A 14513-nucleotide genomic window follows, 5' to 3' on the forward strand; every position below is an offset into this window, starting at 1 on the left:
CACGCTGTTGAGTTCTCAAGGAACGGACGCTTCCTTCGTACTCACCCGAGAGACTCTCTCAGGCTTTCCTCCGGGCGCTTCCCTTCGGTGTTTCCAACTCTACCAGTCATTTTCCGTCCCCCTGACCACCGTCCCGCAGGCATGCGGAAGATGATCAAAAGCTAGGATCTGACAAGTTGGATGCTGCTCGGTTAAGCGCGCTCGTTAGCGTCGCTCACCCTTAAGCAGGAGTACGACTGTACACGGGGCCGCGGAGCGCGTGCAAATCGATTAGGCTAGTGGTCTAGACCACGGATCGGGATCACTCGTGCGGAACCGGTACTTCATATGACATACCCTGCTGCACAGTGCGCCGTCCGGGACTGGTAGTGACGGCCCATATACATCTCCACCCCTGGGAGGCTTCCCATGACCACCGTGACGTCCCCGTTGGCAGGACGCGCCATCGGACTGGCAGCGGTGCCCGATCCGGTCTTCTCCGGGGCCATGGTCGGCCCCGGCACGGCCATCGACCCGGTGCGCGAGCCCTCCGAGGCCGTGTCACCCGTGGACGGAGTCATCGTCTCCCTCCACCCGCACGCCTTCGTGGTGGTCGACGCCGAGGGGCACGGCGTGCTCACTCATCTCGGTATCGACACCGTGCAGCTGAACGGCGAGGGCTTCGAGCTGCTCGTGAACAAGGGCGACACGGTGGCCCGCGGGCAGGGCATCGTGCGGTGGAATCCCGTCGCGGTCGAAGAGGCCGGCAAGTCCCCGGTGTGCCCGGTCGTGGCCCTGGAAGCCACCGCCGACGCCCTCGGTGATCTCCGCGAGGACGGCGACGTGAAGACTGGCGACGTTCTCTTTTCATGGCGCTGAGCCGAGGCCGTCGTATCGATGACGGCACATGGGACAACCACCGCGGCGGGACCCGCCGCACTACCGGAGACGGGTGAGATGGAGACAACGCTGCGAGGCGTCGGCGTGAGCCACGGTGTGGCGATCGGCGAGGTTCGGCACATGGGAACGGCGGTCCTCGAACCGCCCGCCAAGCAGATCCCGGCCGAGGAGGCGGAGCGCGAACAGGGGCGCGCCCGCCAGGCCGTGGATGCTGTGGCCGCCGATCTGATGGCGCGCGGCAATCTGGCGGGGGGCGAGGCTCAGGCGGTGCTCGAAGCCCAGGCCATGATGGCCCAGGACCCGGAACTGATGGCGGACGTGGAGCGGCGTATCGCCGTCGGCAGTACGGCCGAGCGTGCCGTGTACGACGCGTTCGCCGCGTACCGCGAACTGTTGGCGAACGCCGGGGAGTACCTCGCCGGTCGCGTGGCCGACCTCGACGACGTGCGGAACCGTATCGTGGCCCGTCTGCTGGGGGTCCCGATGCCGGGTGTCCCGGACAGCGACGAGCCGTACGTGCTGGTGGCGCGGGATCTCGCGCCGGCCGACACCGCGCTGCTGGATCCGACGTTGGTGCTCGGGTTCGTGACCGAGGAAGGCGGGCCGACCAGCCACAGCGCGATTCTGGCGCGGGCGCTGGGTGTGCCGGCCGTCGTGGCGCTGCCGGGTGCCGGTGAGCTTGCCGAGGGAACGGTCATCGCCGTCGACGGCAGCACCGGCGAGATCTTCGTGGACCCGACCGAGGACAAGAAGGCGCAGCTCGAAGCGTCGGCGGCGGAGCGGAAGGCGGCGCTGTCCGCCTCGACGGGACCGGGCGCCACCGCGGACGGACACAAGGTGCCGCTGCTGGCGAACGTCGGTGGCCCGGCCGATGTACCGGCCGCCGTCGAGGCCGGCGCTGAGGGTGTCGGCCTGTTCCGTACCGAGTTCCTCTTCCTCGACGACAGCAAGAAGGCTCCGTCGGAGGAGAAGCAGGTCGCGGCGTACCGGCAGGTGCTGGAGGCGTTTCCCGAGGGGCGCGTCGTGGTGCGGGTGCTGGATGCCGGCGCCGACAAGCCGCTGGACTTCCTGACCCCGGCGGACGAGCCGAATCCGGCGCTGGGCGTGCGGGGTCTGCGGACGCTCCTCGACCACCCCGATGTGCTGCGCACGCAGCTGTCGGCGCTGGCGAAGGCTGCCGAGGGTCTGCCGGTCCACCTCGAGGTGATGGCCCCGATGGTCGCGGACCGTGCTGATGCGAAGGCGTTCGCCGACGCGTGCCGTGCGGCCGGGCTCCGGGCGAAGTTCGGCGCGATGGTGGAGATTCCGTCGGCCGCTCTGCGGGCGCGTTCGATTCTGCAGGAGGTCGAGTTCCTGTCTCTGGGGACGAACGACCTCGCGCAGTACACCTTTGCAGCGGACCGTCAGGTGGGTGCGGTGTCGCGGCTCCAGGATCCGTGGCAGCCCGCGCTGCTCGACCTGGTCGCGCTGTCCGCCGAGGCGGCCAGGGCGGAGGGCAGCAGTTGTGGGGTCTGTGGTGAGGCCGCGGCCGACCCGCTGCTCGCCTGCGTGCTGACGGGTCTGGGCGTCACCTCCCTGTCGATGGGATCGGCGTCGATTCCGTATGTGCGGGCGACGCTCGCGAAGTACACGCTGGCGCAGTGTGAGCGGGCGGCGGCGGCCGCCCGTGCCACCGACAGTGCCGAGGATGCGCGCGAGGCCGCGCGGGCGGTGCTGTCCGGCGAGTAGTCGGCGGTGCCGTGTTCGGCCGGTGAGGAGGGGCGCTCCGCGTGTGTCGCGGAGCGCCCCTCCTGCGTGTCAGTGGTGGTGGCCCGGGGCCGGCCCGCGCTGTCCGTCCTCGCCGAGGTCCGGCGGCGCGCAGTAGTCGACGTCGGACTCGGGTGCGATGAGGTCGCCGGATTCGACGTCGGTGCAGTAGGCGTCGAAGACCTCGCCGGCGGTCAGCGGTTCCAGTCCCTCGCCGCGCAGCCGCCAGCCGTACACGCGGTCGGGGCTGCCGGCGGAGATGGTGCGCATGACCAGCCCGCCAGGGCTCCGGGTGGCGACGCCGAGGGCGAGGACGGTCGTGAATTCGAGGGCCTCGGCCTCGTCGAGCGAAGTGGTGCCGTCGGCTGCCTCGTCCGCGTGGAGGACGGCGACCAGGGTCTCGGGCGTGCCGGTGACGCTGCACACGAGGTGGCGGTCGCCGGGCGGTGCCGTGTCGAGGATGCGGGCGAGCAGGTCGGAGGCCTGGCTGAAGGCCGCGCGGCCGATGTCCTCGCCGCAGGTCGTGCATGCTCCGACGCGGGCCAGGAGAGTGGCCGCGTATTCCCAGGTCGCTTGCCGGACTGCTTCCTCGACCAGTGCGGGTACCAGATCGGCCAGCGGCTGGCCCTCGTACGGGAGGGTGGGGCCGGTGGTGGCGAGTTCGGCCGTGAAGCGTGTGCGGTGGGCGGGGTCGTCGGGGTCGAGGCCCCTCGCCGCGCAGAAATCGGCGTACTCCTGGGGGTCGAAGAGGGCGACGGTGGTGTGGGTGCCCTGGAGGGCGCGCGTTTTGAGGAGCTCCTCGACCTGTCGGAGATAGGTGGTGTGGTCGTCGAAGGTGAAGGTGCGATAGCGCCGCATGGCCCGGAAGTCGTGTTCGTCGGTGAGCAGGCCGATGGTGCCGGCGATCTCGCGGCGCAGGACGCGTCGCATGGTCCAGTGGTCGGTGTGTGCCGCCATGGCTCCCCCTGTGTGTGCGCGGTCGATCAATGCTCACTCACAGTAATCACTGGCACTGACAACGGGCCCTGAGCTGCGGTTTCGGTTTGGTCAGGCTCGTTTGCGGGCGAGATCCTCGTAGAAGTGCAGGAGGCCGAGGTTGTCGATGGAGCCCGGGTTGACCGCTTTTTCCAGGGGGGTGCCCTGGAGGAGACGCTTGACGGGGACCTCGATGCGCTTCCCGGTGAGGGTGTGCGGCACTCCGGGGACCTCGATGACTTCGTCGGGGACGTGGCGTGGCGAGAGTTCCTCGCGGATGGTCCGCTTGATGCGGTCGAGGAGCGCCTGGTCGAGGACGGCTCCCGGTGCCAGGTGGACGAAGAGGGGCATCCAGTAGCCGCCGTCGGGCTGTTCGATGCCGATGACGAGGGATTCCTTGATCTCGGGCAGCCGCTCCACGGCTTCGTAGATGTCGGCCGAGCCCATGCGGACGCCCTGGCGGTTGAGCGTGGAGTCGGATCGGCCGTGGATGACGACGGTGCCTCGCGAGGTGAGGGTGATCCAGTCGCCGTGACGCCATGCGCCGGGGTAGGTGTCGAAGTAGCTGTCGTGGTAGCGGCTGCCGTCGGGGTCGTTCCAGAAGTACACCGGCATCGACGGCATGGGGTTGGTGACGACGAGTTCGCCGACCTCGTCGACGACGGGCCGGCCGCTCGGGTCCCAGGCCTGGAGGTCGGTGCCGAGGCAGGGGGCCTGGAGTTCGCCGGTGTACACGGGCAGGGTGGGGACGGCTCCCGCGAAGCAGGAGCAGACGTCCGTGCCGCCGCTGACGGAGGCGATCCACAGGTCGTCGCGGACCTCCTCGTGCAGCCAGCGGAAACCGTCGGGCGGCAGCGGCGAGCCGGTGGTGGCGACGCAGCGGACCTTGGAGAGGTCGAAGTCGCGGGACGGGTGCACGTCGGCCTTGCGGCAGGCCATCACGTAGGCCGCCGACGTTCCGTAGAGGGTGGCGCCGGTGCGTTCGGCGATGCGCCACTGGGCTCCGGTGTCGGGGTGGCCGGGGCTGCCGTCGTAGAGGACGACCGTCGTTCCGGTGAGGAGGCCGGAGACGAGGAAGTTCCACATCATCCAGCCGGTCGAGGTGTACCAGAAGAAGCGGTCCCCGGGGCCCAGGTCGCAGTGCAGACCGAGTTGCTTGAGGTGTTCGACGAGGATGCCGCCCTGGGACTGGACGATGGCCTTGGGCAGACCGGTCGTGCCGGAGGAGTAGAGCACCCACAGGGGGTGGTCGAACGGAACCTGCTCGAAGGTGGGTTCCTGGTCGGCGGCGGTCAGGACAGACCAGTCCAGGGCCCCCTCGGGGGTCTCGGTGCCGAGGAGGGGGATGTGGACGACGGCGCGCAGGCTGGGCAGTTCGCGGCGGAGTTCGGCGACGACGTCGCGGCGGTCGTGTTCCTTGCCGCCGTAGCGGTAGCCGTCGACGGTGAAGAGGACGACCGGCTCGACCTGCTGGAAGCGGTCGAGGACGCTGCGGGCGCCGAAGTCGGGGGCGCAGGAGGTCCAGACACCGCCGACGGCGGCCGTGGCGAGGAGGGCGACGACGGCCTGGGGGATGTTCGGGAGGTAGGCGCTGACGCGGTCTCCGGGGCGGACGCCGAGACGGCGCAGTTCGGCGGCGAGGGAGCCGACCTGGCGGCTCAGTTCCGACCAGGTCACCGGTCGGGGTTCGTGGGTCTCGTCGACGTGCAGGAGGGCTGGTTCGTCCGGGCGGCCGGCGGCGGCGCGCAGCGCGTGCTCGGCGTAGTTCAGGGTGGCGCCGGGGAACCATTCGGCGCCGGGCATGGCGCGGTCGCCCAGGACGCGCGTGAAGGGGGTCGAGAAGCGTACGTCGAACCACTCCGTGACGGCTTTCCAGAACGTTTCCAGTTCGTCGACGGACCATCGGTGCAGGGCCGGGTAGCCGCCGTCGGACGGGGCTCCGTGGCGTTCGGCCGCCCAGGTCTGGAATCTGGTGACCTGGGCCTCGGCGGTGCGCTGCGGATCGGGCCGCCAGAGCGGCTCGGGGTTCACGGTCGACATGGGGCGGCTCCCGGACTGTGCGCGTCGTGTGCGTCGCTCGCGCACGTGCTGGGGTGTGCGCGTGACACGGCTGACACGGACGATGCCATGTGATCGACTTCCACACCAGGGTGTGTCCCACACAGTCCGTGTCGTGAAGATGTGGGTCCGGCACAGGTGAACGGCAGTTGAACGACACGCGCGCATGGTGCCGTCAGTGACAGGGTGAGCGACATGGACGGTCGTGACCTGGTGCGTTCGATGAAGATGGTCGGTTCCGCGGGGACCGTACGGGGGTTGCGCACCGTGCGGGCGGCGTGGCGCCGGCGGCGTGCCGACGCCCTGGCACTGCCCGCGCGGGGCGTCGAGCGCGCGCGGGTGCCGGGGGCGGTGCGGGACGTGGAGCCGGGGCCCGGCGGCGGGACGATCCGGTTCAGCCGCTCCGAGCTGACGATCCGGGTGGCGGTGAACGGTGCCGTCTTCTGGGGCTGGGACGGGGCCGGGCCGGAGCCGTCGTACGCGCTGGCCGGGCGCTGCCCCGAGGCCGATCCGCGGGCGGTGCTGGAACCGGACAAGGACGGCGGCTGGCGGGTGGTGGCGGAACGGGTGACCGTCGTGGTCTCGCGGCACGGGGCCATCGAGGTGCGGACGCCGGGTGGCGTGGCGTTGCGGCGGGATCTGGCGCCACGGTGGTGGGAACCGGCGGACGGGGGACCGGGGCGCTGGATGCAGCGGTCGGAGGTGCCGGCGGACGCCCGCTTCTTCGGGCTGGGCGGTCGGGCGGCCGGGCCTCGTCTGCGTGCCGGGACCTACCGGCTGTGGAACACCGATCCGGGGCGTGCGTTCGATCGGGGCGACGATCCGCTGTGCCTGACGATGCCGGTGCAACTGGTGGTGGCCGACGCGGCCACGCATCTGGCGTTCCACGACACGTCCTGGGACGGCTCGGTGAGGTTGCGGGAGGGCGAGGAAGGGGCCGGCTCCGGGCACGACCGGCCCGGGATGTCCGAGCTGCGGATGGACGGCGGCCCACTGCGCTGCTGGGTGGTGGTGGGAACCCCCGCGCGCGTGCTGCTCGCCTGGGCCTCGCTCACCGGCGCGCCGGCGGTGCCGCCCGCCTGGGCGCTCGGGCACCATCACGCGCGGCGCTTCGGCGACGGGCAGGAGCTGCGGGATGTCGTGGCCGGCTATACGGAGCGCGGCCTGCCGCTCGACGTGGTCCATCTCGGCGTCGGTCCCTTGGACGACCGTCAGGTGTTCGCCGTCGACCAGGTGCGTTTCCCGAAGCCGGCGGTGCTCGCCGGGGAACTGCGGCGGGACGGAGTCCGCCTGGTGTCGGTCGTCGAGCCCGCCGTGCGGGCCGTGCCGGGCGACGCGGCCCACGACGGCGGGGTCGCCGCGGACGCGTTCGTGCGGGACGCCTCGGGGCGGATCGTGGAGGGCGTGGCGCGGGCCGGCGATTCGGTGTACCCGGACTTCACGCACGCGCGTGTGCGGCGCTGGTGGGGTGGGCTGTACGCGGAGGGAGTCGCGCAGGGGTTCTCGGGTTTCTGGCACGACATGAACGAGCCCACATCGTTCACCGCCTTCGGGGAGGCGACGCTCCCCAGGTCGGCGCGGCACGCTCTGGAGGGCCGTGGCGGCGATCATCGCGAGGCGCACAACGTGTACGGGTTGTGCATGGCGCAGGCGGGCTACGAGGGGCTGCGGGAGCTGCTTCCCGAGGAGCGCCCGTTCGTGTTCTCGCGCTCCGGCTGGGTGGGGCTCCAGCGCTACGGCGGTACCTGGTCCGGTGACGTCGCCGCGGGCTGGCCGGGTCTGCGGGCGTCGCTGTCGCTGGTGCTGGGGCTCGGGCTGTGCGGGGTGCCGTGCTCGGGGCCTGACGTCGGCGGGTTCGACGGCGACCCGTCTCCGGAGTTGTATCTGCGGTGGTTGCAGCTGGGTTCCCACCTGCCGTTGTTCCGTACGCGTGCGGCTCCCCGGGCGGGGCTCGGGGAGCCGTGGGAGTTCGGCCCCGAGGTGCTGGAGCACGCGCGCGCGGCGCTCGTCGAGCGTCGGCGGCTGCTGCCGTACTTCGTGACGCTGGCGCATCTGGCCCGGCGGACGGGGGCGCCCTATGTGCGGCCGCTGTGGTGGGGTGCCCCGGAGGACCGGGCGTTGCGCGACTGCGAGGACGCCTTCCTGCTCGGTGACTGCCTGCTGGTGGCGCCGGTACTGGACCCGGGCGCGGACCGGCGGGCCGTGCAGTTGCCGCGGGGCCTTTGGTACGACACGGCGACGGGAAAGCGGTACGCGGGGCCGGGGCAGGTTCTCATCGACGCGCCCCTGGGGCGGATACCGGTGCTCGCGCGCGCGGGTGCGGTCGTGCCCGTGCGCGGAGAGGACGGCGGGCTGGAACTGGAGGTGTGGGCGCCGGCCCCGGGAGGGACGGGTGGCGGGCTGGTGGTGCGGGATGCGGGCGACGGCTGGAACGAGCCCGAGATCGAGCGGTACGTCGCCCGCTGGGGCGTCGGCCGAGAGGTCGTCGTGGAGCGGGAGGGTGAGGACGGTGTGCGTGAGCCGTCCCACCCCGTGCGCGTATGCGGGCTCGGCCGGCCGGCTCAGATGTAGCGGCCCTCGAAGAACGCCCGCACGGCGATCGTGTGCAGCGGGAAGGCCAGTTCCTCCGGCCTGTGCAGCAGGTGCCAGCCTTCCGTCTCGTCGGTGACGGCGGACGTCGGCAGCCGGTCCGCGGGGCGTTCCGGCAGGAGCCCGAACAGCAGGAGGTGGCCGTCGGGCGAGCTCATCGCGTCGGCGAGGCGTACGTCGCGGCTCGCGGCGTCGATGCCCGTCTCCTCGTTGAGTTCCCGGACGACGGCCTGCTTCCAGTCCTCCTGGTGGTCGACGTAGCCGCCGGGCAGGGCGATGCCTCCGCGGGCGGGGGCGATGGTTCGGGTGATGACGACGAGGGCGGTGCCCTTCGTGTCGTACACGGGCTGGAGCGCGATCGCGACCGGCAGGGGGTTGCGGTAGGCGACGGCGGCGCAGGCCGGGCAGGTGCGGGGCCAGCCGGTGACGCCCTCTCCATAAGGCGCTCCGCAGCCCGAACAGTGGGAGTCGGGAACGGAGTTGGAAGTGGAGTGCTGAGTTTCGGACACGCGCGGACTGTATCCGATCATCGGTGGGCGTCGTGCGCGGGTGGCTCAGGGGCCCTGGTGAGGGACTTGGCGGAGACGGGGAAGTCGAAGTAGGTCTCCGGGTGGGCTTCGGGCTTGAAGGTGTAGTGCCACCACTCCTCGGCGAGGTTGACGAAGCCCTGCTCCTCGAGCGTGCTCTTCAGGAGCAGGCGGTTGGCTCGCTGTTCGCCCTGGACGCGCGGGTCGAGGGTGTGGCTGAGGGTGTCGAAGCAGTCGAAACCGGTGCCCATGTCGACGGAGTTGTCCGGGAAACGGTCGCGCTGTGGTGCGAAGCAGGGCACGAGAGGTTCGCTGGGCACGTACGGCCCGGTCGGTCGGGCCGGCAGCCTGACGAGTGTGACGTCCAGGGTCGAGCCGCGGCTGTGACCGGATTTCTCGGCGATGTAACCGTCCTCGAAGAGGCCGGTCTTGTCGACGTTCGGGTAGAACTCCCCCTTCATGACCTGGTCGTCGAGGTCCTGGGCCCAGCGGACGAAGTGGTTCACGGCGCGCTGGGGGCGGTAGCAGTCGTAGACCTTGAGCGTGTAGCCCTGGCGCAGGAGCTGCGTCTGGGCCCTGTGCAGGGCTTGGGCGGCCGGCCGGGTGAGGATGCACAGCGGCTGGCGATAGCCGTCGATGCGTTCGCCGACGAAGTTGTGCGGGGTGACGTAGCGCATGTCCTGGAGGATCGTCCGGTCCACGGTCCGCAGAGCGACGAAGTCCGCCGGAGCTCCGGGGGCGGTGTCCGCGCGGGCCGTGGCGGACGCGGTGGTCAGTGCCAGCAGGGCGGCGAGCGTGGTGACGGCACCGCGGACGGCGCTGGGAAGTCGTGTCATGCCCCCTGCGTCTATCAGGTCCCGGTCCCCCGCGGGAAGGCGATCGCACGCGGTCCGTCCGTGGGAGTCGGACCGTCCCGCCCGTTCCGGGGCGAGAAGGCAGCATTCCTGTGGGAGGGGTCGAGGGTCAGCCCGAGCCCGGCACACGCGTGTGGCCCGTCCGGCGCCGCGGCCCGTACCCCGGGCGGCGGGGGCACGGGCCGTGCGCACGTCTCAGGTGGCGACGGCCCGGCGGCGGTCGGCGTCGTGGTCCATGGCGTGCTGGACGACACCGACCAGTATGTCTTTCACCGAGCCGCGGTCGCGGGCGTCGCACAACAGCACCGGTACGGCGTCGTCGAGGTCGAGGGCGCGGCGTACGTCTTCCACGGGGTACCGGGCCGCGCCCTCGAAGCAGTTGACGCCGACGAGGAAGGGGATGGAGCGGCGCTCGAAGTAGTCGACGGCGGCGAAGCAGTCCTCCAGGCGGCGGGTGTCGGCCAGCACGACGGCGCCGAGCGCGCCCTCGGAGAGCTCGTCCCACATGAACCAGAACCGTTCCTGGCCGGGCGTGCCGAACAGGTACAGCACCAGGTCCTCGCGCAGGGTGATGCGCCCGAAGTCCATGGCGACCGTGGTGGTGTGCTTGCGCTCGACGCCCGTGGTGTCGTCGACCGGCCGGCCGGCCTCGGTGAGGAACTCCTCGGTGCGCAGCGGCCTGATCTCGCTGACGGCGCCGACGAGGGTGGTCTTGCCCACGCCGAAGCCGCCTGCCACCAGGATCTTGAGCGTGACAGGCTCCACCGGGGGCTTGCCGCGCTCAGAACGCCCGAAGATCATCGGTTACTTCTCCTGCTCGATGGGGGGTCGTGGGCGGCGGACCATAGCCTCCGCCGCCGGGGGTCTCGATGACGAGCACGTCGCCGGGGCCGACGTCCACGCAGTCGCTGCCGCCGAGTTCGGCGACGGTGCCGTCCGCGCGTTCCACGCGGTTGACGCCCAGTGCTCCGGGGGCGCCGCCCGCCATGCCGTAGGGAGGGACCCTGCGGTGCTGGGAGAGGGTGGAGACGGTCATCGGTTCCAGGAACCGGATGCGGCGTACGGCGCCGTCCCCGCCGCGCCATTCTCCCGCACCGCCGCTCCCCTGTCGGACGGCGAACTCGTCGAGCCGTACGGGAAGCCGCCACTCCAGGATCTCGGGATCGGTCAGGCGGGAGTTGGTCATGTGCGTCTGGACGACGCTCGCGCCGGGAAAACCGTCACCCGCGCCGGATCCGGAGGCGACGGTCTCGTAGTACTGGTGGTGGGCGTTGCCGAAGGTGACGTTGTTCATCGTGCCGGAGCCTTCGGCCTGGACTCCGAGGGCGGCGTAGAGGGCGCCGGTGATCGCCTGGGAGGTCTCGACGTTGCCCGCGACCACGGCGGCGGGGGGTTCGGGTGCCAGCAGGGAGCCACGCGGCACGATGATCCTGAGAGGGCGCAGGCAGCCGTCGTTGAGGGGGATGTCGTCCGCGACCAGGGTGCGGAAGACGTACAGGACGGCCGCGTTGACGACGGCGTACGGGGCGTTGAAGTTGGTCGCCGGTTGCGCCGACGTGCCCGTGAAGTCGATGGTCGCCGAGCGGTTCTCGCGGTCCACGCGCACGCGTACCCGGATGAAGGCGCCGGCGTCGGTCTCGTAGGCGTACTCACCGTCGTCGAGGGCGTCGATGACGCGGCGCACGGCCTCCTCGGCGTTGTCCTGGACGTGCCGCATGTACGCCTGTACGACGTCGAGCCCGAAGTTCTCGATCATGCGGGCGACTTCGTCGACGCCTTTCTGGTTGGCGGCGATCTGCGCGCGCAGGTCGGCGAGGTTGGTCGCGGGGTTGCGGGAGGGGTAGCGAGCCTCGGTGAGCAGGCGGAGGGTTTCCCTCTCCCGGAGGCGGCCGTTCTCCGCGAGCAGCCAGTTGTCGAAGAGGACGCCTTCTTCGTCGATGGTGCGGCTGTCGGCCGGCATGGAGCCCGGGGCGATGCCACCGATCTCGGCGTGGTGGCCGCGGGAGGCGACGTAGAAGAGGATCCGCGGGTCACTCCCCGTGTCGCGGTCACTCCCGGTGCCGCGGTGACTCTCCGTGCCGCGGTCGCCTCTCGCGTCGAAGACCGGCGTGATCACGGTGACGTCGGGCAGGTGGGTGCCGCCGTGGTAGGGGTCGTTGACGGCGTAGGTGTCGCCAGGGCGCATGGCGGGGCCGCGACGGCTGATGACCTCCTTGACGCTGGTTCCCATCGATCCCAGGTGGACGGGGATGTGGGGGGCGTTGGCCACCAGGTTTCCGTCGGGGTCGAAGAGCGCGCAGGAGAAGTCGAGGCGTTCCTTGATGTTGACGGACTGGGCCGTCGACTCCAGCCGGGCGCCCATCTGTTCGGCGATGGACATGAACAGGTTGTTGAACACCTCTAGGAGGACGGGATCCGCTTCCGTGTCCACATCGGAACTCTGCGTGATCGCCGTGCGTTCCAAGAGCAGATGCCCGTCGTGCGTGGTCGCGGCCCGCCAGCCGTCGTCCACGACGGTCGTCGTGCTGGTCTCGGTGATGATCGCCGGTCCGGTGACGGTCTGGCCGGGAGGCAGGTCCTCGCGGCGGTGGAGGGGCACGTCGCGCCAGGTGCCGCCGGTGTGGAGGCGGACGGTGCGGGGTGGTGCGGTGCGGCCTTCGTACGGGGCGAGGGCGGAGAGATCGGGGGGTTCGGTGACGCCGGTGCATTCCACGGAGAGTGCTTCCACGACGACCGGGCGGTCGAGCACGAAGGAGTACGTGGCGCGATGACGTTCCTCGAAGGCGGCCCGCATGGTGGCGGGGTCGGTCAGTTCGACGGTGAGGGTGGTGTCGGTGCCGTCGTAGCGCAGTTGGGCGCGGCGGGTGACCCGGACGCGGTCGTCGGGGACGTGTTCGGCCCGGAGTTCGGCGCGGACCGCCGCCTCCAGGTCGTCGGCCGTCCTGAGGATCCGCGGCAGGGAGGCGGACTCCAGCGGCGCCTCCACGGACTGTTCGCGCATGGCCGTGGTGTCGGCGAGGCCGATGCCGAGCGCGGACAGGACACCGGCCATGGGCGGCACGAGCACGGTACGGATACCGAGGGAGTCGGCGACCATGCAGGCGTGCTGACCGCCCGCACCGCCGAAGGTGGTGAGGGCGTAGCGAGTGACGTCGTGGCCCTTCTGGACGGAGATCCGCTTCACCGCGTTGGCGATGTTGGCGACGGCGATCTGGAGGAACCCCTCGGCTACCTGCTCGGGTGTGCGGTCGTCGCCGACCGTCTCGCGGATCTCGCGCGCGAGTGCGGTGAAGCGGTCACGGACGAGTGCGTCGTCGAGGGGCTGGTCGCCTTCGGGGCCGAACACCTTCGGGAAGTGGGCGGGTTGGATGCGGCCGAGCATCACATTGGCGTCGGTGACGGCGAGGGGGCCGCCGCCTCGGTAGGAGGCGGGGCCGGGGGCCGCGCCGGCCGAGTCCGGCCCCACGCGGTAGCGGGAACCGTCGAAGTGGAGGACGGAGCCGCCGCCGGCGGCGACGGTGTGGATGTCCAGCATGGGCGCGCACAGACGGACGCCCGCGAGCTGCGTGGTGAAGACGCGTTCGTACGCGCCCGCGAAGTGGGAGACGTCGGTGGAGGTTCCGCCCATGTCGAAGCCGATGACACGGTCGAAGCCGGCGAGCTGGGACATGCGGGCCATGCCCACGATGCCCCCTGCGGGCCCGGACAGGACGGCGTCCTTGCCGCGGAACCGCCTCGCCTCGGCCAGGCCTCCGTTGGACTGCATGAACATCAGGCGCACATCGCGCAGTTCGTCGGCGACGTGCCGGACGTAGCGGCGCAGCACCGGCGAGAGGTAGGCGTCCACCACAGCCGTGTCCCCGCGCGGGACGAGCTTCATGAGGGGGCTGACCTCGCTGGACAGCGAGATCTGCGGGAATCCGATGCGGGCGGCGAGTCGTCCCACGGCCTGCTCGTGGGCGGGATGGCGGTGACTGTGCAGACAGACCACGGCGACCGCGCGGATGCCGTCGTCGTAGGCCTGCCGCAGCGGTCCGGCGAGGACGTCCAGGTCCGGGGCGCGCAGGACGGTGCCGTCGGCCGCGATGCGCTCGTCGACCTCGACGACCCGTTCGTAGAGGAGTTCCGGCAGGTCGATGCGGCGGGCGAAGATGTGGGGGCGGTTCTGGTAGGCGATGCGCAGGGCGTCGCGGAAGCCGCGGGTGACGACGAGGAGGGTGCGTTCGCCCGTCCGCTCCAGGAGGGCGTTGGTGGCGACGGTGGTGCCCATGCGCACCGCCTCGACGGGCTCGCACGCGTCGCCGAGCAGGGCGCGGACGCCGGCGACGGCCGCGTCGGCGTACCGCGCCGGGTTGTCGGACAGCAGCTTGCGGGTGAGCAAACGGCCGTCCGGGCGGCGCGCGACGACGTCCGTGAAGGTGCCGCCCCGGTCCACCCAGAACTGCCAGCCTGCCACGTCCTCACCTCGCTTCCGCGCTGCTCACAACGCTCGGAGGCCGTTGATCACGTCGCGCAGAATACTCTCGTCCGGCAGCTCGGCCGGGGGTACGGGCCGGTTCACATGGACGAATTCCGCGTCCACGAGATCCCCGACGAGGACCCGTACCACCCCGACGGGCAGGTCGAGTCCGGCGGCGAGTTCGGCGACCGACTGGGGGGCGTCCCGGCACAGGTCCACGATGTCGACGTGTTCCGGGGACAGCGCGAGGTCCGCGTCCGGGTCGTCGGCCTGGGGTTCGGCCACGACGACCGCGATCAGGTCGAGACGGTGCTGGACCGCACTGGTGGTGCGGCCGCGCGTCATGGCGTACGGACGGACGACTGGTCCGGCCTCGTCGTCGAACCAGTGGCTGCTTCCCTGTCCGTCTGTCCTCATACCGTCCCA

Annotated in this window: 10 protein-coding genes; 3 read left to right on the plus strand and 7 right to left on the minus strand. The window is 71.1% G+C overall.

The features are described 5' to 3' along the window. The first annotated feature begins 408 nt into the window (after window positions 1-408). Both AB0N31_RS29795 and ptsP read left to right on the plus strand, forming a co-directional pair. Window positions 409-858 carry a PTS glucose transporter subunit IIA gene (locus AB0N31_RS29795; protein WP_366061552.1) on the plus strand — a complete coding sequence of 150 codons (450 nt, stop codon included), beginning with the start codon at window positions 409-411 and terminating at the stop codon, window positions 856-858. A gap of 78 nt (window positions 859-936) precedes the next feature. Continuing rightward, window positions 937-2607 (plus strand): phosphoenolpyruvate--protein phosphotransferase, encoded by a 1671-nt coding sequence (gene ptsP, locus AB0N31_RS29800; RefSeq protein WP_366061553.1) that lies wholly within the window; start codon window positions 937-939, stop codon window positions 2605-2607. A 69-nt stretch (window positions 2608-2676) separates the two neighbouring features. Here ptsP and AB0N31_RS29805 read toward each other — a convergent pair whose 3' ends face one another. Together AB0N31_RS29805 and AB0N31_RS29810 are read right to left on the minus strand one after the other, a co-directional pair. Then, entirely contained in the window at window positions 2677-3582 is a 906-nt protein-coding gene (locus AB0N31_RS29805) for a hypothetical protein (RefSeq protein ID WP_366061554.1), read from the minus strand. A 90-nt stretch (window positions 3583-3672) separates the two neighbouring features. Continuing rightward, complete coding sequence (locus AB0N31_RS29810) at window positions 3673-5640, minus strand: acetoacetate--CoA ligase (protein WP_366061555.1); 1968 nt, start codon at window positions 5638-5640, stop codon at window positions 3673-3675. A gap of 213 nt (window positions 5641-5853) precedes the next feature. On the opposite strand from AB0N31_RS29810, the gene AB0N31_RS29815 reads away from it, so the two are divergent. Further along, on the plus strand, window positions 5854-8229 hold the full coding sequence (locus AB0N31_RS29815; protein WP_366061556.1) for a glycoside hydrolase family 31 protein: 2376 nt from the start codon (window positions 5854-5856) through the stop codon (window positions 8227-8229). Here the strand turns inward: AB0N31_RS29815 and AB0N31_RS29820 are convergent. The 5 genes from AB0N31_RS29820 to AB0N31_RS29840 all read right to left on the minus strand — a co-directional run bounded on the left by AB0N31_RS29820 (window position 8220) and on the right by AB0N31_RS29840 (window position 14504). Then, window positions 8220-8756 carry an NUDIX domain-containing protein gene (locus AB0N31_RS29820; RefSeq protein ID WP_366061557.1) on the minus strand — a complete coding sequence of 179 codons (537 nt, stop codon included), beginning with the start codon at window positions 8754-8756 and terminating at the stop codon, window positions 8220-8222. The genes AB0N31_RS29815 and AB0N31_RS29820 overlap by 10 nt on opposite strands. Before the next feature lie 17 nt (window positions 8757-8773). After that, complete coding sequence (locus tag AB0N31_RS29825; protein ID WP_366061558.1) at window positions 8774-9610, minus strand: M15 family metallopeptidase; 837 nt, start codon at window positions 9608-9610, stop codon at window positions 8774-8776. 213 nt (window positions 9611-9823) lie between these two features. Then, window positions 9824-10429, minus strand: coding sequence for an ATP/GTP-binding protein (locus tag AB0N31_RS29830; RefSeq protein WP_366061559.1), 606 nt, complete (start codon window positions 10427-10429; stop codon window positions 9824-9826). Continuing rightward, window positions 10410-14084 carry a hydantoinase B/oxoprolinase family protein gene (locus AB0N31_RS29835; RefSeq protein WP_366061560.1) on the minus strand — a complete coding sequence of 1225 codons (3675 nt, stop codon included), beginning with the start codon at window positions 14082-14084 and terminating at the stop codon, window positions 10410-10412. The genes AB0N31_RS29830 and AB0N31_RS29835 overlap by 20 nt, the downstream gene beginning before the upstream one ends. Window positions 14085-14108: 24 nt before the next feature. Then, window positions 14109-14504: a DUF742 domain-containing protein gene (locus AB0N31_RS29840; protein WP_366061561.1), complete on the minus strand. Its 396-nt coding sequence runs from the start codon at window positions 14502-14504 to the stop codon at window positions 14109-14111. Between the last annotated feature and the right edge of the window lie 9 nt (window positions 14505-14513).

Origin of the sequence: Streptomyces sp. NPDC051051 (assembly GCF_040682975.1) — a bacterium.
Taxonomy (GTDB): Bacteria; Actinomycetota; Actinomycetes; order Streptomycetales; family Streptomycetaceae; genus Streptomyces.

What these genes read in the sequence shown, in the direction of transcription:
- AB0N31_RS29830 (WP_366061559.1), bottom strand. Translation starts at nt 10,429, where the DNA reads ATGATCTTCGGGCGTTCTGAGCGCGGCAAGCCCCCGGTGGAGCCTGTC.
- AB0N31_RS29815 (WP_366061556.1), top strand. Translation starts at nt 5,854, where the DNA reads ATGGACGGTCGTGACCTGGTGCGTTCGATGAAGATGGTCGGTTCCGCG.
- AB0N31_RS29825 (WP_366061558.1), bottom strand. Translation starts at nt 9,610, where the DNA reads ATGACACGACTTCCCAGCGCCGTCCGCGGTGCCGTCACCACGCTCGCC.
- ptsP (WP_366061553.1), top strand. Translation starts at nt 937, where the DNA reads ATGGAGACAACGCTGCGAGGCGTCGGCGTGAGCCACGGTGTGGCGATC.
- AB0N31_RS29805 (WP_366061554.1), bottom strand. Translation starts at nt 3,582, where the DNA reads ATGGCGGCACACACCGACCACTGGACCATGCGACGCGTCCTGCGCCGC.
- AB0N31_RS29795 (WP_366061552.1), top strand. Translation starts at nt 409, where the DNA reads ATGACCACCGTGACGTCCCCGTTGGCAGGACGCGCCATCGGACTGGCA.
- AB0N31_RS29840 (WP_366061561.1), bottom strand. Translation starts at nt 14,504, where the DNA reads ATGAGGACAGACGGACAGGGAAGCAGCCACTGGTTCGACGACGAGGCC.
- AB0N31_RS29810 (WP_366061555.1), bottom strand. Translation starts at nt 5,640, where the DNA reads ATGTCGACCGTGAACCCCGAGCCGCTCTGGCGGCCCGATCCGCAGCGC.